This is a genomic window from Streptomyces sp. SAI-127, assembly GCF_029894425.1.
Classification (GTDB): domain Bacteria; phylum Actinomycetota; class Actinomycetes; order Streptomycetales; family Streptomycetaceae; genus Streptomyces.
Genome location: NZ_JARXYJ010000001.1, coordinates 2678957 through 2701710, shown reverse-complemented (window position 1 = coordinate 2701710; position 22754 = coordinate 2678957). Strand labels below are relative to the sequence as shown.

The window sequence follows — 22754 nt, the reverse complement described above, 5'->3', positions numbered from 1 at the left end:
GTCACACGGGACGTACACGAATCTCCGACGCGGGAAATTCCGGCGGGCCCTCATACGAGCGGCCCCGCCCAGCCGTCCCTCGGACGAGCAGGACCTGCGCCCACGTCGAAATCCGGCCAACCACCGTTCGGCGTGGAAGTCGACAGGCGCACCGCCCGTTCCGGGATCCGGGCCCCGTCCGAGGCCCGCCCCGGGGTGGCGGGCCGGTCGGATCAGGCCAGGGCGGCTGTGACCACGGCATGAACTGTCAGTGCCCGTCGATATCGTCGAACGCGTATCCGTGGGGTGGGCGGTGCGGCGATCGGGGGACCATGCTCCAGGTACGTCTACTGGGTCCGGTGGAGGTGTGGGAGGGGAACCGACGGGCCCCGCTCGGCGGGGTCAGACCCCTGGCGGTGCTGTCCGCGCTCGTCGTTCATCTGGGCGAGGTGCTCTCCACGGAACGGCTCGTGGACTGTGTCTGGGACGAGCAGGCGCCCGCCACCGCCAGTGCCCTCGTCGCCACCCATGTCTCCGCGGTGCGCCGCGCGCTGGCCCGCGTCGGTGAGGCGGAGGTGATCCGCACCCGGCCGCCGGGATACGTCGCCGACCTCGACCCCTCCCAGGTCGACGCCCGCCGCTTCGAGGAGCTGCTCACGTCGGGCCGGGCCGAGGCCGCCCGGGGCCGCGCCGACGAGGCCGCCGAGCTGCTGTCCGAGGCGTTGGGACTGTGGCGGGGGCAGGAGGCCATGGAAGGTCTGGGCCAGTCGTTCGCCCGGATCGAGGCGGCCCGGCTGGGCGAACTGCGGCTGGTCGCCCAGGAGGAGTCCTTCGGCCTCCAGCTGGAGCTCGGCCGCGCGGACCGCACCATCGCGCCCCTGCTCGCGCACGTCGCCGCCCACCCCCTCCGGGAACGGCCGCGCGGCCAGCTGATGACCGCGCTGTTCCGCACCGGACGGGTCTCCGACGCCCTGCGCACCTACCAGGAGGGCCGCGAGGTCCTGCGCGAGGAGCTGGGCATCGACGCCGGGCCGGAACTGCGGTCGCTGCACAAGGCCGTACTCACCAACGACCCCTCGCTGCTCGGCACCGGCACCGGCACCGGCTCCCGCACCGGCCCCAGATCCGACTCCGCTCCGCCGGGCTCCGGCGCAGGCCCCCACAACCCCTCACCGCTCGGCTCCGGCTCCAGCCCGTCGGCACAGGAGGCCGCCGCCGCTTCGAAGGCCCGGCAGCGGACCACGAGCCCTGCGACGGCGGTCGGCACCGGACCGGGCGCGCCGTCCCCGAGACCCGCCCCGTCCCACCTTCCCCCGGACATAGCCGACTTCGTCGGCCGGTCGGACCAGGTCGACTGGGCCGTCTCGCTGCTGGGCCGGGTCGACGATCCCGGCCGTACCGCCCCGCCGATCGGGGTGATCTCCGGACGCTCCGGAACGGGCAAGACCGCCCTCGCCGTCCACGTCGGTCATCGCACCGCGGAGCTCTTCCCGGACGGCCGCCTGTTCGTGGACCTGCGGGCCGCCGACACCGCCCCGCTGGAGCCGGCCGACGCCCTCGCCCGGCTGCTGCGGGCCATGGGCGCCGAACCGGCGACGCTGCCGAGCTCCGTCGAGGAACTGACGGGGCTGTACCGCACGTACACCGGGCACCGCCGCATTCTGCTGATCCTCGACAACGCCGCCGGCGAGGCGCACGTACGGCCGCTGCTGCCGCCCGGACCCGGCTCCGCGGTGCTCGTCACGAGCCGGCGCCGACTCGTGGCGCTGGAAGGTGCGGCCCATCTCGATCTGACCGTCCCGGACGAGGAGGAGGCACTCGAACTCCTCAGACGGGTCGCCGGAGCCGACCGGGTCCGCGCGGAGCCGGAACAGACCGCCGAGATCGTCGCCCTGTGCGGGCGCCTGCCGCTCGCCGTGCGCATCGCCGGCGCGCGGCTCGCGGCCCGGCCGCACTGGGTGCCCGGCCGGCTCGCCGCCCGCCTGCGGGACGAGCGCCTGCGGCTCAACGAACTCCGCGCCGGGGACCTGGAGTTGCGCACCAGCCTCGAACTGGGCTACGCCGACCTCGATCCGCAGGAACGGCGCGCCCTGCGCCGCCTGGCCCTGCTCGACCTGCCCGACTTCGCGGCCTGGATCGCCGCGCCCCTGCTGGACATCGGCACGGAGGAGGCCGAGGAGGCCGTCGAGCGGCTGGTGGACTGCCACTTCATCGACGTGATCGGGGTGGACGGCACCGGCCGCAGCCGTTACCGCATCCACGACCTGGCCCGGGAGCACGCCCGCGAACGCTGTCTGTCGGAGGAGAGCGCCGAGGAGCGGGCGGCGGCCGTGCGGCGCCTGGTGGAGTGCTGGCTCGGGCTGGCCGAGAAGGCCGCGGCGCGGGGCCCCGGCGGCACCGCACGCTACTTCCCCGAACCGGCCGCCGTACGGCCCGTCGACCCGCTCGATCCGCACGCCGAGGAGGATCTGCTCGGCCGCCCGGCGGCCTGGTTCGCCGCCGAACAGGCCGGCCTGCTGGCGGCGGTGGAGTACTGCGCCGACCACGGGATGGACCGCGCCGCCCGGGACCTCGCCGGCGCGCTGATCGCGAGCTCGGTCGCGCTGTACAACCAGTTCGACGCCTGGTCCCGCTCGCACACCGCGGCGATGGCGGCGGTGCGGCGCAGCGGCGACGGTGAGGGCGAGGCGTGGCTGCTCACGGGGCTCGGGCAACTGCGCTACGAACAGGACGAGTTCGAGGAGTCGTACGCCTACTACCGCGACGCCCTGCGGCTGTTCGAGGCACAGGGCGACGGGCCGCAGGGGACGGCCCAGGCCCTGCTCGGCATGGCCACGGCCCGGCGTGAACAGGCCCGCTACTCCGAGGCACTGGAGCTGCTCGGCGCGGCGCTGGAGCGATACGGGCGGCTCGACGACCGCGGGGCGCGGGCCCGGGTGCTGTACGGCCTCGGCTACGTGTACCGGGAACAGGGCGACGGCCCCGCGGCCCGTGAGGCCTTCGCACAGGCCCTGGAGCTGCACCGCACGGAGAACGACCGGCACGGGGAGGCGCTGATCCTGCGCGCGCTGGCCCTCTGCCACCGGGCCGAGGGGGAGTACGAGGACGCCGAACGGTTGCTGCGGGGCGTGCTGCGGGTTTTCGTCGGCCTCCACGACACGTTCGGCGTGATGTACACGGAGCAGTCGCTGGCGAAGGTGGAGCTGCGGCTGGGTCTTCTGGACGAGTCGCGCGAACGGCTCGGGCGGTGTCTGGAGCTGGCGCGGGAGCGGCAGGACCGGTTCGGCGAGGCACTGGTGCTGCGGACGCTGGGGGAGTGGTGTCTGGCTTCCGGCGACGCCGGGAGTGCGCGGGGGCCGCTGGAGCGGTCGCTGTCGCTCTGGGAGACGTTGCGGCTGCCGCTGTGGCGGGCGCGGACCCTCTGGGACCTGGCTGAGGCGTGGGAGGCCGACGGGGAGGCGGGGGCGGCTTCGGGCGCCCGAGCCGAAGCGATGGGGATCTTCCGGGAGTTGGGGGCTCGGGAGGCGCGGGAGCGGGCGTAGGAGCGAAGCGCTGCAGAACTCTCGGTCCACCGCTTGCAGGCGATCTGCAGAGCATTTGCAGAAGGCCCCGCGACGCTCTTCTCGTGACAGACATCATCACGCTCGCGGATCCCAGGGTTGCCGCGGTGACGCACGACGAGTGCGGGGAACCGCTCGTCGATCTGCGGGAGGACGGCCGGTTGCGGCTCGATGCCCGGCAGGCCGACGACGAGGGGAGCTACGCCCATCTGCGGGTCGGCGCGCTGCAGCGGCTCGTGCGGGCGCAGCGGCTGCTGCCCGTGGGGATCCGGTTCCTGGTGGTGGAGGGGTACCGGCCGCCCGACCTCCAGCGCCGGTACTTCGAGCAGTATGCGGCGACCATGCGGAAGGCCCACCCGGACGCGTCTCCCGAGCGGATCCGTGAGCTGGCGAGCGCGTACATCTCGCCGCCGGAGGTCGCCCCGCACGTCAGTGGCGGCGCGGTCGATCTGACCCTGTGCGACCACACGGGCCGGGAACTGCCGCTCGGCACGGAGGTCAACGCCACCCCGGAGGAGAGCGCGGGCGCCTGCCGCACCGACGCGCCCGGCATCGGCGCCGAGGCCCGCGAGCACCGGGCCCTGCTGCGCCGGGTGCTCACCGCGACCGGGTTCGTCAACTACCCGACCGAGTGGTGGCACTGGTCGTACGGCGACCGGTACTGGGCCCTGCTGCGCCGCGTGCCGGCCGCCCGCTACGGCCCCGCCGACCCGCCCCGCCCTCCGGCCTGACCACCGGAGCGGGACAGCGCACGAAGAACACCACGAGGGGATCACCGCAAGGGATCGCCGCGAGGATCACCGCAAGGGGGAAACAGATGCACAGCCACGCCACCTGTCCGCCACCGCCGCGCGAGGCCGACGACCGGACGAGCCCGGACAACCGGATGACCCCGGGAGACTTCGACGCGTCCTTCACGGCCGACATGCCACGTCTGCGACGACGGCTGCTGGCCCTGACGGGCAATCCGCACGACGCCGACGACCTGCTCCAGGAGACCTATCTGCGGCTCTCCCGGCGGGCCCGCTCCCAGAGCCTGACGCGGCAGCAGCATCCGTACGCCTACACCTGCGCCGTCGCCCTCAACCTGCTGCGCGACTCCTGGCAGCACCCCTCCCGCCGCGAGCGCACCACGGACCAGCTGCCGGAAGCCGGCTGGGACGGCGGGCTCGCCTCCTACGAGGCCTCCGCGACGGCGCTCGCGCTGCTCGGCATGCTCTCCGAGAAGGAGGCCGCCGCGGTGATCCTCGTGGACCTGGAGGGACTCACCCACGACACGGCCGGGGAGCGTCTCGGCGCCCACCGCGGCACGGTCCAGCGCAACCGACTGCGCGGCCTCGCCAAGATGCGTGCCGCTCTTCACAGCTAGCCCGGGTGGCGCACCCCCACGGGGGTGGGGTGCGCCACCCGGGTCTCCGCGTCTCCCACCGGTGTCACCGGCCTCCCGCTGACGCCACCTCGACGAAGGAAGAGTCCCTTGAAGACCATCAGTACGCGCCGTCGGACCAGCGGCGCGCTCGTGGGTGCCTCGGCGCTGGCGCTCACCGCGTTTTTCTCCGCCCCGGCCCACGCCGCCCAGGACGCCACCTGCGGTGTCCTCGCGCCCGGCGCCTCGGCCACCGCGCAGGCCGCCGTCGACGCGGCCTGTTCGCAGATCGGCGTCTGGTACAGCTGGGGCGGCGGCCACGCCGCCACGCCCGGCGCCAGCTACGGCTTCTACGACGGCTCCGACCCGGACAGCCTCCACGACGGCGAGCGCAAGGGCTTCGACTGCTCGGGCCTGATGCGGTACGCCTACTACCGGGCGACCGGCAAGGACCTGCTCAACGGCACGGCCGACGACCAGTTCCACAGCTCGCAGGCCTCCGCCCGGTTCTCCGCCGGGCAGGGCACCGCCCCGCTGCTGCCGGGCGACCTGATGTTCTGGGGCAACGGGCACATCCACCACGTCGCCATGTACCTGGGCGGCGGCCAGATGGTCGAGGCGTACGAGTCGGGCACCCACATCAGGGTCACGTCCGTGCGCACCGGCGGCGACTACGCGGGCGCGGTCCGGATCAACGGTTCGGGCACCCCCGTCCCGCCGCCCGCGAACGGCGGCACGGTCTTCGAGACCTGGGGCACCGGCGTGCGCACGCACCGGACGCCGAGCGTGGGCTCCGCCGTCGTCGACACCTTCCCCGGACCGACCCAGGTGTCGGTCCAGTGCCAGCAGCACGCGGAGACCGTGACCGCCGAGGGCTACACCAACGACGCCTGGGCCAAGCTAGCCGACGGCTCGTGGGTGACCAACATCTACATCAAGGGCCCGGCCTGGCTGCCCGGGATCCCGGACTGCGGCGGCAGCAGCACCTCGCCGCCGTCCGGTGGCAGCAAGGCCTTCCAGACCTGGGGCACCGGGGTGCGCACCCACAGCGAGCCGAACGTCAACGCCGGCGTCGTCGACTACTTCGCGCAGCCGACCACGGTCAACGTGGTCTGCCAGAAGCACGCCCAGGAGGTGACGGCCGAGGGCTACACCAACGACGCCTGGTCGAAGCTGACCGACGGCTCGTGGATGACCAACATCTACATCAAGGGCCCGGCCTGGCTGGACGGCGTGGCCACCTGCTGACCCGTTCACTCGCGGTGTTGTGATGCGCGTCACAAGGGGTCTACGGTGTAGGGGCTTGGAGGGCGCCGGGGGGGCGAGCCGAGTGGCGGCGAGCGACCGGGCCGCCTCCGGGTGAGGGAAGTGATTCCGTTGTCCGTCACCTGGGACGACATCGGCGGGCTGGTCGATGCCCACGAACGATTCCTGACCGGTGCCCGGGTGGACGCGGATGTCCGGAGCGCGGTGCTCGACTCCTGGAAGCGGTGCAGGTCCGTCGGTCTCGAGCCGGACCGGCTGCTGGTGCCGTACGCACCCGGTCTGGCCCTGGACGACACCTTCCTGCGGGCCGCCGAGCCGGTGCTGCAACGGCTCACCGGCTCGCTGTCCGAGGTCGGCATGACCATCGCGCTCTGCGACAGCCAGGGCCGGATGGTCCAGCGGCTCGGCGGCGACCGGCTGTTGCGGGAGCGACTGGACGGCGTGCAGTTCGCCCCGGGCTTCGACGCCTCCGAGCAGGTCGTCGGCACCAACGGCGTCGGCACCGCGCTGGCCGAGCGCGGACCCGTCTATGTCGTCGGGCGTGAGCACTTCGCGGACTGCCTCCAGCCCTTCGCCTGTGCGGGCACGCCGGTGCGCAACCCGCTCAGCGGGCACATCGAGGCCGTACTCGATCTCACCTGTCTGCGGGACGACGGCGACCCCCTCATGCTGCGGCTGGTCCGCGAGGCCGCCCGTGACATCGAGGCGCGGCTGCTGGAACAGGCCACGCAGCGGGAGCGGGCGCTGCTCGCCGCGTACCGGCGCGCCGGACGGGACGCCGACGGGTGGCCGCAGCAGCCCGCGGGCGCGCGGCCGGGGCGGTACGGCGAGGGGGCGGGCGCTCGCCTCGGGCGGATCGATCTGGCCGTACTGCGGGAGAAGGCCGAGGAGCTCATCGCCGCGCCGCACCGGACCCTCGACGAAGTGATGCTGTCGGGCGGCCGCAGCGCCATGCTGCTGCGCCGCCAGGTGCGGGGAGCGGCGGGGGAGACGGGAGTCGTGGTCGAGGCGCGGATTCTCGGCGGGGCGGATGTGGGGCCGGTCGGGCTCGCGGGACCGGGGACCGTGGCCGGGGTGGTGCCGGTGTCCAAGATCGCCCCGCCGCCGCCGTCGAAGAAGAAGGCGGCCGCCGCCGGCCTGCCCGGTCCGCCCACGTCTCCGCCCACTCCCATGCTTCTCCTCCCGCCCCCGCAGCCCTCCGCCCCCCAGCCCGTGACCGACGACCGCCTGCTCCTCCTCGGCGACCCCGGCGTGGGCCGGCTCGCCGTACTCGCGCGCAGGCGCCTGGAACTGCTGCACGAGGCCGGGATCAGGATCGGCACCACGCTGGACGTCGCACGGACCGCGGAGGAGCTCGCGGAGGTGGCCGTACCGTGGTTCGCCGACTTCGCGTCCGTGGATCTCCCGGACCCGGTGCTGCACGGCGAGGAGCCGGGACCGCTCGGCGCGGCGACCCCGCTGCGCCGGGTCGCCGTGGGCAGCGTGCGCGAGGAGCCCGACCTGTACGGCGTCGGCGACCAGGTCGGTTACGTGCCCTCCACCCCGCAGTTCCGCAGCCTGGAGACCGGGCGGGCGGTGCTCGAACCGGTGCTCGCGGAGGCGGGCGGCTGGCTGGCCCAGGACCCGGCGCGGCTCGCCCGGGTGCTCACCGCCGGCATCCATTCCCTGATCACCGTGCCGCTGCGGGCGCGCGGCACGACGCTCGGCGTGGTCAGCTTCTACCGCTCGGGGCACCCCGCCCCCTTCGAGGAGGACGACCTGTCCCTCGCCCAGGAGCTGGCCGGACGCGCGGCGATCTGCATCGACAACGCACGCCGCTACACCCGCGAGCACAACACCGCGCTCGCCCTCCAGCGGAGCCTGCTGCCGAAGGGCCGCCCCGAGCAGAGCGCCGTCGAGGTCGCGTACCGCTATCTGCCCGCGCAGGCGGGTGTCGGCGGCGACTGGTTCGATGTCATCCCGCTGTCCGGGGCGCGGGTGGCGCTGATCGTCGGCGACGTCGTCGGCCACGGCCTGCACGCCGCCGCCACCATGGGCCGGCTGCGCACCGCCGTGCACAACTTCTGCTCCCTGGACCTGCCGCCCGACGAACTCCTCACCCACCTCGACGACCTGGTGGGCCGCCTGGACCGCGGCGAGGGCTGGGCGGTGGACAGCAGCCAGGCGGACTCCGGCATCGTCGGTGCCACCTGCCTGTACGCCGTCTACGACCCGGTGTCCCGGCGCTGCGCCCTCACCCGCGCCGGACACCCCCTGCCCGCGATCGTCCGCCCCGACGGCACCGTCGAGTTCGTCGACCTGCCCTCGGGACAGCCCCTCGGGCTCGGCGGCATGCCCTTCGAGACGGTGGAGCTGGAACTCGCCGAGGGCAGCCAACTGGTGCTCTACACCGACGGGTTGATCGAGGACCGGCACCAGGACATCGACGCCGGGCTGGAGCGGCTGCGTACCGTCCTGGCCTGTGCCGACCGGTCACCGGAGGAGACCTGCGAGGCCGTGCTGGACACGCTGCTCCCGGCCCGCCCCAGCGACGACGTGGCCCTCCTCGTCGCCCGCACCCGCGCCCTCGGCCCCGAGCGGGTCGCCCAGTGGGAGCTGCCGAGCGACCCGGCGGTCGTCTCCCGCTCCCGCGCCGCGGTCACCGAACAGCTCGCCGCCTGGGGCCTGGACGAGCTGTCGTTCACCGTCGAACTCGTCGCCAGCGAACTGGTCACCAACGCCATCCGTCACGCCACGGGCCCGGTCCAGCTACGGCTGCTCCGCGACCGCGCCCTGATCTGCGAGGTCTCCGACGGCAGCGGCACCTCGCCCCGGCTGCGCCGCGCCCGCACCGAGGACGAGGGCGGCCGCGGCCTCTTCCTCGTCGCCCAGCTCACCGAGCGCTGGGGGACCCGCTACACCCCCGACGGAAAGATCATCTGGACCGAACTGCCGCTGCCGTGAGGGCTCACCACCCCGTGAGCAGGAGATGGTTCAGGAGCAGCGCGAGCACGGCCTGCCCGACCAGCCACCCCCGCGCCCCCGTCAGAAACGCACACGCCGGCAACAGCCACACGGCGAACGGCAACCAGATCCGCTCGGTCTCCGCCTTGCTCATCCCGGAGAGATCGGCGATGAGCAGGGCCAGCACGGCGGCGAGCACCAACACCGCCAAGGGGCGCGGGGAGCTGCGCGACCAGCCCCCATGCGGCCGCAGCCCAACCACGGCCCGCCGCACCCCCGCCACCGTCGCCGGCCCCACGATCAGCACCGTGCACGCCAGGTTCGCCCACACCCAGTACCCGTACGGCCGAACCCCGCCCGCCCCCTGGTAGTAGCGGGTGACGAGGATCCGGTACCCCTCCCACCACTCGAACCCCAGCGCGGTGAAGACGGCCGGCACGACCACGAAGCCGGCCAGGGCGAACAACAGGGGCCGCCGGCGGGAGGACCCCATCCACACCACCGCCCCCGCGACGACGGCCATCAGTGTCAGGCCGTACGACAGATAGACGGTCAGCCCGAACAGCAAGCCCGAGCAGAAGCCGTTCAGAGCCGACCGGACCCCCCGCACCGCAAGGGCGAGCAGCGCCACCGCCCACGCGGCCACCGCCGCGAAGTACCCGTCGGCCGACGTGCCCACCCAGACCGCGGCCGGCGCCAGGACCAGGAAGGGCGCGGCGCGGCGGGCGAGCGACTCGGCGGCGAGGGTCCGTACGGCGACCAGGACCGCGACCGCCGCGGTCGTGCCGACGGTGATGCACCAGGTCCCCGCCCAGCCCCCGCCGCCCAGCCCGATCCGGTCGAGCAGGACGAAGGTGAGGGTGGCGCCCGGGGGATGCCCGGCGACATGGGCGCCCCAGTTGTCCGGCGAGTCGATCAGGATGTGCCGGGTGAAGTCCCGCAGGGCCGCCGGGATGTCGTGGAAGCGGCCGACGGCCGGGAGGTACTCGTTCCTGGTGGTCAGCTGCTCGGCGACGCCCCGGTGCCAGCCGTCCACGAGGGCCAGGGACCAGGTCCAGGCCATGCTCGCGCCCCAGACGGCGAGCAGCAGCGACCGCCAGGGGAGGCGGGCCGCCAGCGAGGGGCCGTACGCCACCACGGCGGCCGCGACGACGACCGCGGCCGGGGTGCCGGGGCCGACATGCGGGTCCCAGCTCGCCAGCAGGGGCGGCCAGCCGACCCGCAGCGAGCCGTTCCGGTGCTGGATCGCCGTGCCGACCAGTACGGCGGTCAGCACGAGGAGAGCGGCGCACAGGGCCGCGTACAGGTCACGACGAAGGTCCCGGTTCACGCGGACGACGCTAGGCCGCAGGCCCTCCCCCGGACGGCTGACATGCGAGGACGTCAGAGTTTCGTCATGGTTCGCGGACGCGTTCACGGGGTGGCGCGGGCCTACCGTCGGGGCATGGCACGGTCTCCCTTCGCACCCTCCTTCTGGCGCAGTCCGCTGCGCGGCCCCTGGCTCACCTCGGTCCTCGGCGTCGTGCTCCTCGGCGGGATCACGCTGCTGTTCGTCACCGGGCTGCTGTCGTACGCCGCCTACAACCCGGACCTCTCGCCGGTGAACGACAAGACCCCGGACAAGGGCCTCCTCGGCTTCTACCTCTTCTCCTGGCCGACCGACCCGCACTGGCTGTACCGGCTGAACCAGGGCGTCCACGTCACCCTCGGCGTCACCCTGATCCCCGTCCTGCTGGCCAAGCTGTGGTCGGTCGTACCGAAGCTGTTCACGCTGCCGCCCGCGCGGTCGCTCGCGCACGCCCTGGAACGGATCTCGCTGCTGCTGCTGGTCGGCGGTGCCCTGTTCGAGTTCGTGACCGGAGTGCTCAACGTCCAGTTGGACTACGTCTTCCCGGGCTCCTTCTATCCCCTGCACTTCTACGGGGCGTGGGTGTTCTTCGCCGCGTTCGTCGCCCATGCCGTCCTGAAGATGCCGCTCGCCTGGCGGAATCTGCGCCGACTCCGTGAGGAGAAGACCGAGTTGGTGTCGCCGGACCCCGCCCGGCCGACCGTGTCCCGGCGCGGCGCCCTCTGGTTCGTCGGGAGCGGCTCACTGCTGCTGTTCGTCACCACGGCCGGGCAGAACTTCGACGGCGTGCTCCGCAGAACCGCCCTGCTCGCCCCGCACGGGGGCGCCGAACCGGCCTCCGGACCGGGCGGCTTCCAGATCAACAAGACCGCCGCGTACGCCGGGATCGATCCGCGTGAGACGAGCGAGGAGGCCTGGCGGCTCGTCGTCGTGGGACGTGCGGGACGTACCGTCCGTCTCGGCCGCGCGGAACTCCTCCAACTCCCTTTGCACAGCTCGGCGTTGCCCATCGCCTGTGTGGAGGGCTGGTCCACCTCCGACCAGTGGTGGCGCGGGGTGCGGCTGCGGGACCTCGCGGCGCTCGTCGGGTACGAGGACGATCCGCCGGACGTCTTCGTGGAGTCACTGCAACGGCACGGTGCCTTCCGGCGGGCCGCCCTGCGCGCCAACCAGGTCGCCGATCCGCGGTCCCTGCTGGCCCTGTCCGTCAACGGAGAGGACCTGACCCCCGACCACGGCCACCCGGCCCGGATCATCGTGCCCGCGGCGCCCGGTGTGCTCAACACCAAGTGGGTGGCCCGGCTGACGTTCGGAGACCTGTGATGCGGATCCCTCTCGGCAACCCACTCCAACTCCTCCTGCTCGTCTGCTCGTTCGCCCTCGCGGGGTATGCGGGGGTGCAGCTGCTCGCGGGGGACTGGTTCGGGGTCGCGCTGTGGTTCGTGGGGGCGGCCGTGGTGCACGACGTGCTGCTGCTGCCGCTGTACGCGGCGGCGGACCGGGCGCTCGTGAAGACGGCGGGGCGGCACGTGCTGTACGTCCGGGTCCCCGCCGCCCTCTCTCTCCTGCTCCTGCTCGTCTGGTTCCCGCTGATCAGCGGGCAGGTCGCGGACCGCTACGCCTCCGCGACCGGCCTGTCCCCGGACGGCTTCCTGGCCCGCTGGCTGCTGGTGACCGCCGTGCTGTTCGGTGGCTCGGCGGTGGTCTTCGTCGTACGGCGGCGCAGGGACACGAAGGAACGGCCGCCCGCCGCCCACTGATCCACGGGCGCCCAGTCGCTGCGGGCCGCGTGCCGCAGCAGGGCCGGGCTGCCGAGCCGGGCCCACGGGAACGGGTTGCCGGTGGCTCCCCGGGCATCGGTGACCCGCACCTGGACCCGCTCGTCGATGTCCGGGTCGGTGACCGTCTCCGCGATCAACAGGCCGCCGGGGGCGAGGAGTTGGGACATCCGGTCGAGCAGGGCCGGTGGGTCGCCGCCGATGCCGACGTTGCCGTCGATCAGCAGCGCGGTGCCCCAGCGGCCCTCGCCCGGCACGGTCTCGAAGACGGACCGCCGAAGGGCTTGCCCGCCGAGCGCGACGGTCCGTGCGACGGCCGCCTCGCTCACGTCGATGCCGAGCACCCGCCGGCCGCGGGCACCGAGCGCGGCGACGAGCCGCCCGGGACCACAGCCGACATCCAGCACCGCGCCCTCGCAGCGCCGCAACACCTCCAGATCCGCGGCATCCGCGGCCGCGCACCACCGCTCCAACTCGAGCAGGAGCAGCCACCCGTCGGAGCGCCGCAGGAACAGCGGCCCCTGACCGGTGCGGAGGGCCTGGGCATAGGGGTCGGCGGACCAGGTGCCGTCGTGGGAGGGGGCATCCGTGGCGTGCGGCCAGGCCCCGGGTCGTGTGTGGATCGCGGTGGCCGTGAGCGGCTTTCGTCGCTGTCCGGTGCTGTCCGTCTGTGGTCGTGGGCTGTCGGCTTGGGCGGTCGTGCCGGGGCCGGGCGGTCGGGTTCCGGGGCGTGTGTCGGTCGCGGCGGCCGTGAGCGGCTCTCCTCGCTGCCCGGTGCTGTCCGCTCGAACTTCCGGGCCCGTGTCGGGCGGCCGGGTATCAAGCGCGGTCGTCAGGGTCGGTTCCCGTGGTGCCCTGGCCGCGTCTCGCGGCCGTCCGACCCCGCCCCGCCGCGGGCTGTCGGCCTCGCCGTGCGCCTCCGGGCCGGCGCAGCTCTCGCCGTCCGCCCGCAGGCGCCCCGCCTCCGCGATCCGTGCCGCGACGTCCGTCCCCGGTCCCCTCATCGCCCCGCCCCCGCAAGTCGTTCCAGCTCCGCCGCGAACCGTCCGCCCGGTGCCGCCTTCGCCACCAGCTCCGCGTCGTACGCCGTGTCCACGTCCCGCAGCGGCGGCAGCTGCCTTACCCGCAGGCCGGTCAGCCGGGCCCGCTGGGCCGCTCCGGTCCGTGGTGTCGACATCGGCACCCCGCGCAGCCGGGACGGATCCGGTTGTGCCAGACCCAGTGCCCAGAAGCCGCCGTCCTCGGCCGGCCCGAAGTACGCGTCGCAGTCGGCGAAGTCCACCGTGAGCAGTTCCGGGGTCACCTGGGGCGTGTCCATCCCGATGAGGAGGGCCGGGCCGTCGCAGCCCGCGAAGGCCGCGGCCAGCCGTTCGTCGAGGCCGCCCGCGCACTGCCGTACGACATCGAAACCCGGCGGCAGCCAGGGGCCCGGCGCGCCCTCCAGGACCAGGACCCGGCGGCGGGCCGGAGTGCGGGCGACCACGTCGAGGGTGTCCGCGAGGGACGCCTCGGCCAGCGCGGCCGCCTCCTCCGGGGTGAACGGCGGGGTGAGCCGGGTCTTGACCCGCCCCGGCCGCGGCTCCTTGGCGATGACGAGCAGCGTGGTCACGCCCGCACCCCCGTCCCGGACTCGGAGAGGACCTGGCTCATGTCCCGCACCGCCTGCCACGTGCCCCGCCAGGTGCCCGTCACCTTGGAGGCGCCGGTGCGCGGCCGGTACGGGACGTCGTGCTCGGCGATCCGCCAGCCCGCGTCGGCCGCCCGCACCACCATCTGCAGGGGATAGCCGCTGCGCCGGTCCGTGAGGCCGAGGGCGAGCAGCGGCTCGCGCCGGGCGGCGCGCAGCGGGCCCAGGTCGTGCAGGCGCAGACCGGTGCGGCGGCGCAGCAGCCGGGCGAGCGCGAGGTTGCCCGCCCGGGCGTGCGGCGGCCAGGCACCACGGGCCTGCGGGCGCCGCCGGCCGAGCACGAGATCCGCCTCGCCGGCCAGCACCTCGGCCACGAACGGCACCAGGTCAGAAGGGTCAAGCGAGGCGTCGCAGTCGCAGAAGCACACGATGTCGGCCGTGGCCGCGGTCAGCCCCGCATGGCAGGCGGCGCCGAAACCGCGCCGCTCCTCGCGGACGACGGTCGCGCCGAGGGCCTGGGCGATGCGGGCCGAGCCGTCCGAGGAGCCGTTGTCGACGACGAGCGCGCGCCAGCCGGGCGGGATGCGTTCCAGCACCCACGGCAGGGCCCGGGCCTCGTCGAGACAGGGCAGCACGACGTCCACGGACGCCGCCGGTTCGTTTGCGGAAGGGGTCGTCACGACGTTCACCCTACGAGCGCAAAACGGACGAACCCGACTTCGGCTCCTTACGAAACAAGGACGTCGGCGCCCGTCGGCCGCACCTGCGCACGCGCGGTGCGAGGCTTGCGACATGGAGCAGCAGCAGTACGCACAGACCCGGCCCCGGGTCCTCGTCGTCGACGACGACCCCACCGTCGCCGAGGTGGTCGCCGGCTACCTCGACCGGGCCGGATACCTGGTGGACCGGGCCGCCGACGGCCCCGAAGCCCTCGCCCGCGCCGCCGCCAACCGCCCGGACCTCGTGGTCCTCGACCTGATGCTGCCCGGCATGGACGGCCTGGAGGTGTGCCGCCGGATGCGGGGGCGCGGACCCGTCCCGGTCATCATGCTCACCGCGCGCGGCGACGAGGACGACCGGATCCTGGGCCTGGAGGTCGGCGCCGACGACTACGTCACCAAGCCGTTCAGCCCCCGCGAACTGGTCCTGCGGGTGGAGTCCGTGCTGCGCCGCTCCCGGCCCACCCAGCCGTCCGGCCACCTGGGCGCCGCCGGACTCTCGATGGACCCGGCGGCCCGCCGCGCCCTCAAGGACGGCACCGAACTCGCCCTCACCATCCGGGAGTTCGACCTCCTCGCCTTCTTCCTGCTCCACCCCGGCCGGGTCTTCAGCCGCGAGGACCTGATGCGCGAGGTGTGGGGCTGGGACTTCGGCGACCTGTCGACCGTCACGGTCCATGTGCGCCGGCTCAGGGGCAAGGTCGAGGACGACCCGGCCAGGCCCCGCCTGATCCAGACCGTGTGGGGCGTCGGCTACCGCTTCGACGGCTCACCGGCGGAGGTGTGACCCGTGCAAGACATGCTCCTCATCGCTCTCTACGCCTTCCTCGGCGCCGTCACGGCCGGAGTGCTCGGCGCGTGCGTGCTGCTGCTGATCCGGCGGCGCTCGCTCTCCCTGCACCTCACCGTGGTCGCCGCCGTCGGCATCACCGCGATGCTGGCCGGCACCCTCGCGGTCGCCCAGGCCATGTTCCTGTCCGGGCACGACCTGAGCGTCGTCACGACCGTCGTCCTGATGGCCGCCGTGGTCTCCCTGGCCACCGCGCTGCTGCTGGGCCGCTGGGTCGCCGCCCGCAGCCGGGCCCTCGCGCTCGCAACCCGCTCCTTCGGCGACGGCGGTGACTTCACCTCACCCGGCGGCCCCACGACCGCCGAACTCACCGAACTCAGCCGGGAGCTGGAGGCCACCAGCGCGAAGCTCGCCGAGTCCCGGGAGCGGGAACGTGCCCTGGAGTCCTCCCGGCGTGAACTCGTCGCCTGGATCTCCCACGACCTGCGCACCCCGCTGGCCGGCCTGCGCGCGATGTCCGAGGCCCTGGAGGACGGTGTCGCCGCCGACCCCGCCCGCTACCTGAGGCAGATCCGCACCGAGGTCGAACGCCTCAACGGCATGGTCGGCGACCTCTTCGAACTCTCCCGCATCCACGCGGGGACGCTCGCGCTGAGCCCGAGCCGGATCTCCCTGTACGACCTCGTCTCGGACGCCCTCGCGGGCGCCGACCCCCTGGCGCGCGAATACGGCGTACGGCTGGTCGGCGACCGGGTGGCGGCCGTGCCGGTCGAGGTGGACAGCAAGGAGATGAGCCGCGTGCTGGGCAACCTCCTCGTCAACGCCATCCGCCGCACGCCCGCCGACGGGACGGTCGCGGTGGCCGCCGAGCACCGCGCCGAGGGGGTCGTCCTGTCCGTCACGGACAGCTGCGGCGGCATCCCCGAGGAGGACCTGCCCCGCGTCTTCGACACCGGCTGGCGCGGCACGCACGCCCGGACACCGCCCGCCGGGGCGGGACTTGGCCTCGCCATCGTCCGGGGCATCGTGGAGGCCCACGCGGGCCGGGCCACCGTACGCAATGTGCCGGGCGGCTGTCGCTTCGAGGTGGTGCTGCCGTCGGCCGTCTCCTGAAAGGCGGCCTCTTGAAAAAGAGGTGGTGCCACCCGCGGCCGCTTTCTTTCGCGGGCGGCACCACCGGTCCACCGCGGGCTACGCGCCCCGCATCCCGGCGCCCGCGAACTCCCGCATTCCCTCGGCGAATCCGACCTCCGCCTTCCACCCCAGCTCCGCCCGCAGCCGCGCCGAGTCCGCCGTGATGTGCCGTACGTCCCCGAGGCGGTACTCCCCGGTGACCACGGGCTCGGGCCCGCCGTGCGCCCCGGCCAGCGCGCGGGCCATCTCGCCCACCGTGTGCGGCTCGCCGCTCCCGGTGTTGTACGAGGTCAGCGCGCTGCTCCTCGAACTGGCCTCCAGCGCTGCCACGTTGGCCGCGGCCACGTCCCGTACGTGCACGAAGTCCCGGCGCTGACAGCCGTCCTCGTAGACACGTGGGGCCTCGCCGCGGGCGAGCGCGGAGCGGAAGAAGGAGGCGACGCCGGCGTACGGGGTGTCGCGGGGCATGCCCGGTCCGTAGACGTTGTGGTAGCGCAGTGCCACCGCCGACCCGCCCGTGGCCCGCGCCCAGGACGCCGCCAGGTGCTCCTGGGTGAGCTTGGTCGTCGCGTACACGTTCCGGGGATCGACCGGGGCGTCCTCGCCGACCAGGCCGGGGGAGAGGGCCGCGCCGCACACCGGGCACGGCGGCTCGAAGCGCCCCGCGTCCAGGTCGGCGACGGCTCGCGGACCCGGCCGTACGGTCCCGTGCCGGGCGCAGGTGTACCGGCCCTCGCCGTACACCACCATCGACCCGGCCAGCACGAGCCGCCGTACCCCCGCCCCGGCCATCGCGGCGAGCAGGACCGCCGTGCCCAGGTCGTTGTGGGAGACGTACTCCGGGGCGTCGGCGAAGTCCACGCCCAGGCCGACCATCGCCGCCTGATGGCACACCGCGTCCACCCCGGTCAGGGCGCGGCGGACGGCGTCGGGGTCCCGTACGTCGGACGCCGGGTCGGCGCGGACGTCGTACAGGACGGGCTCGTGGCCGTGTGCCACGAGCGCCTCGACGATCTGGGACCCGATGAAACCGGCACCGCCGGTGACCAGTACGCGCATGCCCTCACGCTAGGGCCGTGAGCTGCCCGGACGGCCGGACCGCGCCCGTCACGTCACGGCTTCGTAAGACTCACGGCCGCGTGAGGCTCAGCGGGAGCGACACCGTGAACACCGTCGAGCCGGGCTCGGCGGCCAGCTCGATCGTGCCGCCGTGCGCCCGGACCAGGGACCTCGCCACCGCGAGGCCCAGACCGCTGCCGCCCCGGTCCCGGCTGCGGGCCTTGTCGACGCGGTAGAAGCGGTCGAAGACCCGCTCCTGGTCGGCGGCCGGAATGCCGGGACCCGCGTCCGCGATCCGCACCTGCGCCCGGCCGTCCCGGACGCGGACCCCGACGGAGACGGCCGTGCCCGGCGGAGTGTGCATGGCCGCGTTGGTGAGGAGGTTGTCGAGGACCTGGCGGACGCGCTGCGGATCGAGCCGCAGCTTCAGGGCCTGGGGACCCGGTGTCACCGTCAGCGGATGGTCCGGGTGGCTCGCGCGGAAGGCGTCGGCCGCGAGCTCCACCAGCTCCACCAGGTCCGCCACGACGGGCCTGAGCGGGGTCTCCACCTCCGCCGCGTCCAGACGGGCGAGCAGCAGCAGGTCGTCCAGGAGGAAACCCATGCGGGCGGCCTCGGCGCGCAGCCGGGCCAGGTGCTTGTCGCGCTCCTCGGGGGCGTTCGCGGCGGCGTACTGGAAGAGGTCCGCGTAGCCCCGTACGGACATCAAAGGGGTGCGCAGCTCGTGCGAGGCGTCCGCGACGAACCGGCGCAGCCGCTGCTCGGCCTCCGCGCGGACCGCGAGCGAGTCGTCGATGTGCTCCAGCATGGTGTTGAATGCCGTCCGCAGCTCCTCGACCTCCGGACCGCCGCCCCGCTTGTCGGCACGCAGCGGCAGACGGGCCGCCGACTCCGTCAGATCGTGCAGGGCGATGCCGTGCGCGGTGTGCGCCATGTCGCTCAGCGGCTTCAGGCCCCGGCGCAGCAGCTTGCGGCCGACCACCACGAGAGCCAGCAGCGCGAGCCCGAAGGCGACCACCTGGACCGTGATCAGCCGCCGTACCGTGGCCTCGATGTCGTCCATGGGAGCCGCGCTCACCAGGACCACACCGGGCTCGACCTCGCAGGCGCGCAGCCGGTACTCGCCCTGGCCCCTCAGGTGCTCGGTGGCCAGAACCTCGGTGTGCGCGACGGTCTGCGCCTGCGCGACGGCGGTGAGCTCGTCGACGTCCTCCGGCAGGTCTGAGGGGTCCTCGGGCTTGCGCAGCCGAGGGGTGCCGTCCTTGACGTCGTACACCGCGTAGTACCAGCTCCAGTACTTCTTGCCCGCGAGCGTGCCGGACTCGGCGATGCTCTTCGACTGGGCGACCTGGGCGAGCGACAGCTGCTCGTTGAGCTGGGCCGACAGATAGTCCCGCATGTACGTGGTCAGCGCGGTGCCCACCACCGCGAACACCACCAGGGCCAGCGCCCCGAGTCCCAGCGCGAGACGGGTACCGAGCCGCATCCTCCGGTACGCCGAACGCAGCCGGCCGAAAAAGGATCTCATTCGGCCGCCTGCCGGATGACGTACCCGAAGCCCCGCACGGTGTGGATCAGGGGCTCGCCCGTGTCGTCCAGCTTGCGGCGCAGCCGGCTGACGACCAGCTCCACGACGTTGGAGCGGCCGCCGAAGCCGTACTCCCACACATGGTCGAGGATCTGCGCCTTGGTCAGCACGGTCGGCGACTTGCGCATCAGATACCTGAGGACCTCGTACTCGGTCGGCGTAAGGGTGAGCAGCTTGTCGCCGCGGCGCACCTCGCGGGTGTCCTCGTCCATCGTGAGATCCGCGACCGCGAGCACCGAGCGCTGGAAGCCGGGCCCGGAGCTGCGCCGCAGTACGGTCCGCAGCCGGGCCATCAGCTCCTCCACCGCGAACGGCTTGACCAGGTAGTCGTCCCCGCCCCGGGTCAGCCCGGCCACCCGGTCGGCGACCGCGTCCCGCGCCGTGAGGAACACCACGGGCACCATCGTGCCCGAGCGCCGCAGCCGCTCCAGCACGCCGAAGCCGTCGATGTCGGGCAGCATGAGGTCGAGCACCACGATGTCGGGACGGAACTCCGCGGCGCGGCTCAGCGCCTCCTCACCGGAGTTGGCGGTGACCGCCTCCCAGCCCTCGTAGCGGGCGACCGTCGCCACGAGATCGGCGATCGGCGGGTCGTCGTCCACGACGAGGAGTCGTACTTTTTCCACCTGCTCATAGTGCTGCACAGCGGCCGGAAAGCCATCGCCGGGTGGGCGCCCCGGCCACATCGATAAGCTCTTGAAAGTTGTACGACAGTGAATCGACAGCTCCCGCCGGAGAAGCTCGGTTATCCAGAGGCCCCGATCAAGGAGCTACGACCCGTGACGACCGTCCAATCGCCCCCTGCGCCCCCCACGGCGATACAACGCCCCAGGGTGGTGGCCCGCACCGGGCTCTACGCCGTGCTGGCGGCCAACGCGGCCGTGGTCGCCTGGTTCTTCGCCCAGGCCGGCTTCGCCTCCAACGCGCTCATCGTGCTCGGCCGCCTCACCGGCCTGTACGCCGCGCTCATCATGGCCTTCCAGCTGGTCCTGGTGGCCCGGCTGCCCTGGCTCGACCGCCGCATCGGCATGGACCGGCTGACCTCCTGGCACCGCTGGACCGGCTTCGGCATCCTGTGGACGCTCCTCGCCCACGTCGTCTTCATCAGCTTCGGCTACGCCGAGGGCACCGACGTGGGCCCGATCGGCGAGATCGTCGACCTCGCCGAGACCACCGAGGGCGTCCTGCGCGCGGTCGTCGCGTTCTGCCTGATCATCGTGGTCGGCGCGGTCTCCGCCCGGTACGCCCGGCGCCGTCTCGCCTACGAGACCTGGCACTTCATCCACCTGTACACGTACGTCGCCGTGGTGCTGGCCTTCACCCACCAGGTCGCCGTCGGCACCACCTTCACGTCCTCCTCCGTCGCCACCGGGTACTGGTACGGCGTCTGGGGCGTGGCCCTCGGCTCGGTCGTCCTGGGCCGCGCGGTGCTCCCGCTGTGGCGGAACTGGCGTCACCAGTTCCGGGTCACGGCCGTCGTGCCCGAGAACGACAGCGTCGTCTCGATCTACATCAGCGGCAAGGACCTCGACCAACTGCCCGCCCGCGCCGGACAGTTCTTCCTGTGGCGCTTCCTGACCGCCGACCGCTGGTGGCAGGCCAACCCCTTCTCCCTCTCCGCCGCCCCCGACGGCAGGACACTGCGCCTGACCGCCAAAGCGGCCGGCGAGGGCAGCGCCGCCCTCAGGCACGTCAAGGTCGGCACCCGCGTCTTCGCCGAGGGCCCCTACGGCGCCTTCACCGCCCTGCACCGCACGCGGCCCGAGTCCGTCCTCATCGCCGGCGGCGTCGGCGTCACCCCGATCCGGGCCCTCCTGGAGGAGGTGCACGGCCACGCCGTCGTCATCTACCGGGTCGGCTCCGACCGGGACGCCGTCCTCTACGACGAGCTGCGCGAGCTCGCGATCGCCAAGGGCGCCGAACTCCACCTGGTCACCGGCCCGCCCGTGCCCGACAAGCTGGCGGCGGGCGAGCTGGCGCGTCTCGTGCCCGACATCGCCGAGCGGGACGTCTTCCTGTGCGGACCGCCCCCGATGATGAAGGCGGTCCTGGGCAGCCTGCGCGAGCTGGACGTGCCCAAACCGCAGATCCACTTCGAGCGCTTCAGCCTGGCGGGATGAGGAACAGACCGTGAAACGAGCCATACCTGTCGTCGTCCTGAGCATCGCGGGCCTGGTCCCCGTGTGGCTCTACCAGCCGTCGGCCGAGTCCTCCACCGTCCAGGCCACCACTCCGGCGCCCTCGACGTCCTCCTCGTCGTCCTCGTCCTCCGGGTCGTCCGGTACGAACGTGGTCACGACCACGACGGTCGACACGGAGAAGGGCCCTGTGCAGCTCCAGGTGACCTTCTCCGGTACGAAGATCACGGCCGTCAAGATGCTTCAGCAGCCGAACCACCCGCAGACGACGGCCGCCGTGCCGAAGCTGGTCGCGGAGACGCTGGAGGCGCAGAGCGCGGACATCGACACGGTGTCCGGTGCGACCATCACCAGTGACGCCTACAAGGAGTCCCTCCAGGCCGCGATCGACGACAACGCCAAGGCGGCGTCGGCCTCGCCCTCGGCATCCGCTTCCGAGGCGTCTTCCCGGACCGTCGACGGTTCGGCCCTCAGCACGGAGAAGGGACCCGTACAGGTCCAGGTGACCTTCTCCGGTACGAAGATCACCGCGGTGAAGATGCTTCAGCAGCCGAACCACCCGCAGACGACGGCCGCCGTGCCGGTGCTGGTCGCGGAGACGCTGGAGGCGCAGAGCGCGGACATCGACACGGTGTCCGGTGCGACCATCACCAGTGACGCCTACAAGGAGTCCCTCCAGGCCGCGATCGACGCGAAGGGCTGATCATTCCGATGCACCGCGTCGAACACGTCATGGGGTTCCCGGTCTCGCTGCGGGTCGACGACGAGGACGTCCCCGAGTCGGCGGCGGACGCGGTCTTCGCCTGGCTGCGCGAGGCCGACGCCCGGTTCAGCCCGTTCAAGGAGGACAGCGAGGTGTCGCGGTACGACCGCGGCGAGCTGTCCGCGGACGAGCTGAGCGCGGACCTGCACGAGATCCTCGACCTGTGCGAGCACTACCGGAAGGCCACCGGCGGCGCCTTCGACGTACGGCTGCCCGGTCGCCGTCTCGACCCCTGCGCGGTGGTCAAGGGCTGGTCGGTGCAGCGGGCGGCGGAGTTGCTGACAGCGGCCGGCGCGACGCGGTTCGTCCTCAACGCCGGCGGTGACGTGGTCACCGCCGGCGGCCCCTGGCGGGTGGGCGTACGGCACCCCGAACACGCCGACAAACTGTGCACGGTCCTCTCGCTCGACAGCGGGGCGGTCGCGACGTCCGCGCGTTATGAGCGGGGCGACCACATCATCGACGGCCGGACCGGAGGTGCGGCGACGGGCCTGCTCAGCCTCACCGTCGTGGCCCCGACCCTCACGGAGGCCGACTCGGTCGCCACGGCGGCCTTCGCCATGGGCCCCGAGGGCGTCGACTGGGCCGCCTCCCTGGAGGGCTGCGAGGTCTTCTCGGTGGACGCGGAGCGCCGGGTGCTGCGTACGCCGGGCTTTCCGGCCGTGCCCTGACCGGACACGTCACGAGGGCGGGCCG

At 73.3% G+C, this 22754-nt stretch carries 18 protein-coding genes; 11 read left to right on the top strand and 7 right to left on the bottom strand.

Going from position 1 to position 22754, the window contains the following annotated elements:
* Positions 1-311 precede the first annotated feature (311 nt).
* From M2157_RS12480 to M2157_RS12460, 5 genes are all read left to right on the top strand, one after another.
* Positions 312-3521 carry an AfsR/SARP family transcriptional regulator gene (locus M2157_RS12480; RefSeq protein WP_280865279.1) on the top strand — a complete coding sequence of 1070 codons (3210 nt, stop codon included), beginning with the start codon at positions 312-314 and terminating at the stop codon, positions 3519-3521.
* An 83-nt stretch (positions 3522-3604) separates the two neighbouring features.
* On the top strand, positions 3605-4270 hold the full coding sequence (locus M2157_RS12475) for a M15 family metallopeptidase (RefSeq protein WP_280861892.1): 666 nt from the start codon (positions 3605-3607) through the stop codon (positions 4268-4270).
* A gap of 86 nt (positions 4271-4356) precedes the next feature.
* Entirely contained in the window at positions 4357-4908 is a 552-nt protein-coding gene (locus tag M2157_RS12470) for an RNA polymerase sigma factor (protein WP_280861891.1), read from the top strand.
* A gap of 108 nt (positions 4909-5016) precedes the next feature.
* Positions 5017-6153, top strand: a complete 1137-nt coding sequence (locus tag M2157_RS12465) for an NlpC/P60 family protein (RefSeq protein ID WP_280861890.1) — start codon at positions 5017-5019, stop codon at positions 6151-6153.
* A 129-nt stretch (positions 6154-6282) separates the two neighbouring features.
* On the top strand, positions 6283-9114 hold the full coding sequence (locus M2157_RS12460) for a SpoIIE family protein phosphatase (protein ID WP_280861889.1): 2832 nt from the start codon (positions 6283-6285) through the stop codon (positions 9112-9114).
* A gap of 4 nt (positions 9115-9118) precedes the next feature.
* Here the strand turns inward: M2157_RS12460 and M2157_RS12455 are convergent, their stop codons facing one another.
* The gene (locus tag M2157_RS12455; RefSeq protein WP_280861888.1) at positions 9119-10444 is read right to left on the bottom strand and encodes a hypothetical protein; all 1326 of its coding nucleotides are present in this window, start codon (positions 10442-10444) and stop codon (positions 9119-9121) included.
* Positions 10445-10558: 114 nt separating this feature from the next.
* Between M2157_RS12455 and M2157_RS12450 the strand changes: the two genes are divergently transcribed.
* Positions 10559-11785: a molybdopterin-dependent oxidoreductase gene (locus M2157_RS12450; protein ID WP_280865278.1), complete on the top strand. Its 1227-nt coding sequence runs from the start codon at positions 10559-10561 to the stop codon at positions 11783-11785.
* Positions 11786-12077: 292 nt separating this feature from the next.
* On the opposite strand, the gene M2157_RS12445 is transcribed toward M2157_RS12450, so the two are convergent.
* The 3 genes from M2157_RS12445 to M2157_RS12435 all read right to left on the bottom strand — a co-directional run bounded on the left by M2157_RS12445 (position 12078) and on the right by M2157_RS12435 (position 14556).
* Positions 12078-12863, bottom strand: a complete 786-nt coding sequence (locus tag M2157_RS12445) for a methyltransferase domain-containing protein (RefSeq protein ID WP_280863749.1) — start codon at positions 12861-12863, stop codon at positions 12078-12080.
* Positions 12864-13240: 377 nt separating this feature from the next.
* Positions 13241-13849 carry a DUF2064 domain-containing protein gene (locus tag M2157_RS12440; protein WP_266509410.1) on the bottom strand — a complete coding sequence of 203 codons (609 nt, stop codon included), beginning with the start codon at positions 13847-13849 and terminating at the stop codon, positions 13241-13243.
* The gene (locus M2157_RS12435) at positions 13846-14556 is read right to left on the bottom strand and encodes a glycosyltransferase family 2 protein (protein WP_280861886.1); all 711 of its coding nucleotides are present in this window, start codon (positions 14554-14556) and stop codon (positions 13846-13848) included. The genes M2157_RS12440 and M2157_RS12435 overlap by 4 nt, the downstream gene beginning before the upstream one ends.
* 103 nt (positions 14557-14659) lie before the next feature.
* Here M2157_RS12435 and M2157_RS12430 point away from each other — a divergent pair, with 103 nt between their 5' ends.
* Together M2157_RS12430 and M2157_RS12425 are read left to right on the top strand one after the other, a co-directional pair.
* Positions 14660-15373, top strand: a complete 714-nt coding sequence (locus M2157_RS12430; RefSeq protein WP_280865277.1) for a response regulator transcription factor — start codon at positions 14660-14662, stop codon at positions 15371-15373.
* Positions 15374-15376: 3 nt separating this feature from the next.
* Positions 15377-16489, top strand: a complete 1113-nt coding sequence (locus M2157_RS12425; protein ID WP_280865275.1) for a HAMP domain-containing sensor histidine kinase — start codon at positions 15377-15379, stop codon at positions 16487-16489.
* Positions 16490-16567: 78 nt separating this feature from the next.
* On the opposite strand, the gene M2157_RS12420 is transcribed toward M2157_RS12425, so the two are convergent.
* The 3 genes from M2157_RS12420 to M2157_RS12410 form a co-directional block, all read right to left on the bottom strand.
* Entirely contained in the window at positions 16568-17569 is a 1002-nt protein-coding gene (locus M2157_RS12420; protein ID WP_280865272.1) for an NAD-dependent epimerase/dehydratase family protein, read from the bottom strand.
* A gap of 70 nt (positions 17570-17639) precedes the next feature.
* Entirely contained in the window at positions 17640-19097 is a 1458-nt protein-coding gene (locus M2157_RS12415; protein ID WP_280865271.1) for a HAMP domain-containing sensor histidine kinase, read from the bottom strand.
* Positions 19094-19783 carry a response regulator transcription factor gene (locus M2157_RS12410; RefSeq protein WP_167362981.1) on the bottom strand — a complete coding sequence of 230 codons (690 nt, stop codon included), beginning with the start codon at positions 19781-19783 and terminating at the stop codon, positions 19094-19096. Before M2157_RS12410 ends, M2157_RS12415 begins: the two co-directional genes overlap by 4 nt.
* 153 nt (positions 19784-19936) lie before the next feature.
* Here M2157_RS12410 and M2157_RS12405 point away from each other — a divergent pair, with 153 nt between their 5' ends.
* From M2157_RS12405 to M2157_RS12395, 3 genes are read left to right on the top strand one after another with little or no spacing between them, the layout of a single operon-like run.
* Entirely contained in the window at positions 19937-21277 is a 1341-nt protein-coding gene (locus tag M2157_RS12405) for a ferredoxin reductase family protein (protein WP_280865270.1), read from the top strand.
* A gap of 10 nt (positions 21278-21287) precedes the next feature.
* Positions 21288-21998 carry an FMN-binding protein gene (locus M2157_RS12400; protein WP_280861880.1) on the top strand — a complete coding sequence of 237 codons (711 nt, stop codon included), beginning with the start codon at positions 21288-21290 and terminating at the stop codon, positions 21996-21998.
* An 8-nt stretch (positions 21999-22006) separates the two neighbouring features.
* Positions 22007-22729 (top strand): FAD:protein FMN transferase, encoded by a 723-nt coding sequence (locus M2157_RS12395; protein WP_280861879.1) that lies wholly within the window; start codon positions 22007-22009, stop codon positions 22727-22729.
* Positions 22730-22754: the final 25 nt, after the last annotated feature.

Bases quoted from the DNA above. Each gene is read 5' to 3' on its own strand.
- M2157_RS12415 (WP_280865271.1), bottom strand. From the start codon at position 19,097: ATGAGATCCTTTTTCGGCCGGCTGCGTTCGGCGTACCGGAGGATGCGG.
- M2157_RS12480 (WP_280865279.1), top strand. From the start codon at position 312: ATGCTCCAGGTACGTCTACTGGGTCCGGTGGAGGTGTGGGAGGGGAAC.
- M2157_RS12395 (WP_280861879.1), top strand. From the start codon at position 22,007: ATGCACCGCGTCGAACACGTCATGGGGTTCCCGGTCTCGCTGCGGGTC.
- M2157_RS12430 (WP_280865277.1), top strand. From the start codon at position 14,660: ATGGAGCAGCAGCAGTACGCACAGACCCGGCCCCGGGTCCTCGTCGTC.
- M2157_RS12450 (WP_280865278.1), top strand. From the start codon at position 10,559: ATGGCACGGTCTCCCTTCGCACCCTCCTTCTGGCGCAGTCCGCTGCGC.
- M2157_RS12420 (WP_280865272.1), bottom strand. From the start codon at position 17,569: ATGCGCGTACTGGTCACCGGCGGTGCCGGTTTCATCGGGTCCCAGATC.
- M2157_RS12470 (WP_280861891.1), top strand. From the start codon at position 4,357: ATGCACAGCCACGCCACCTGTCCGCCACCGCCGCGCGAGGCCGACGAC.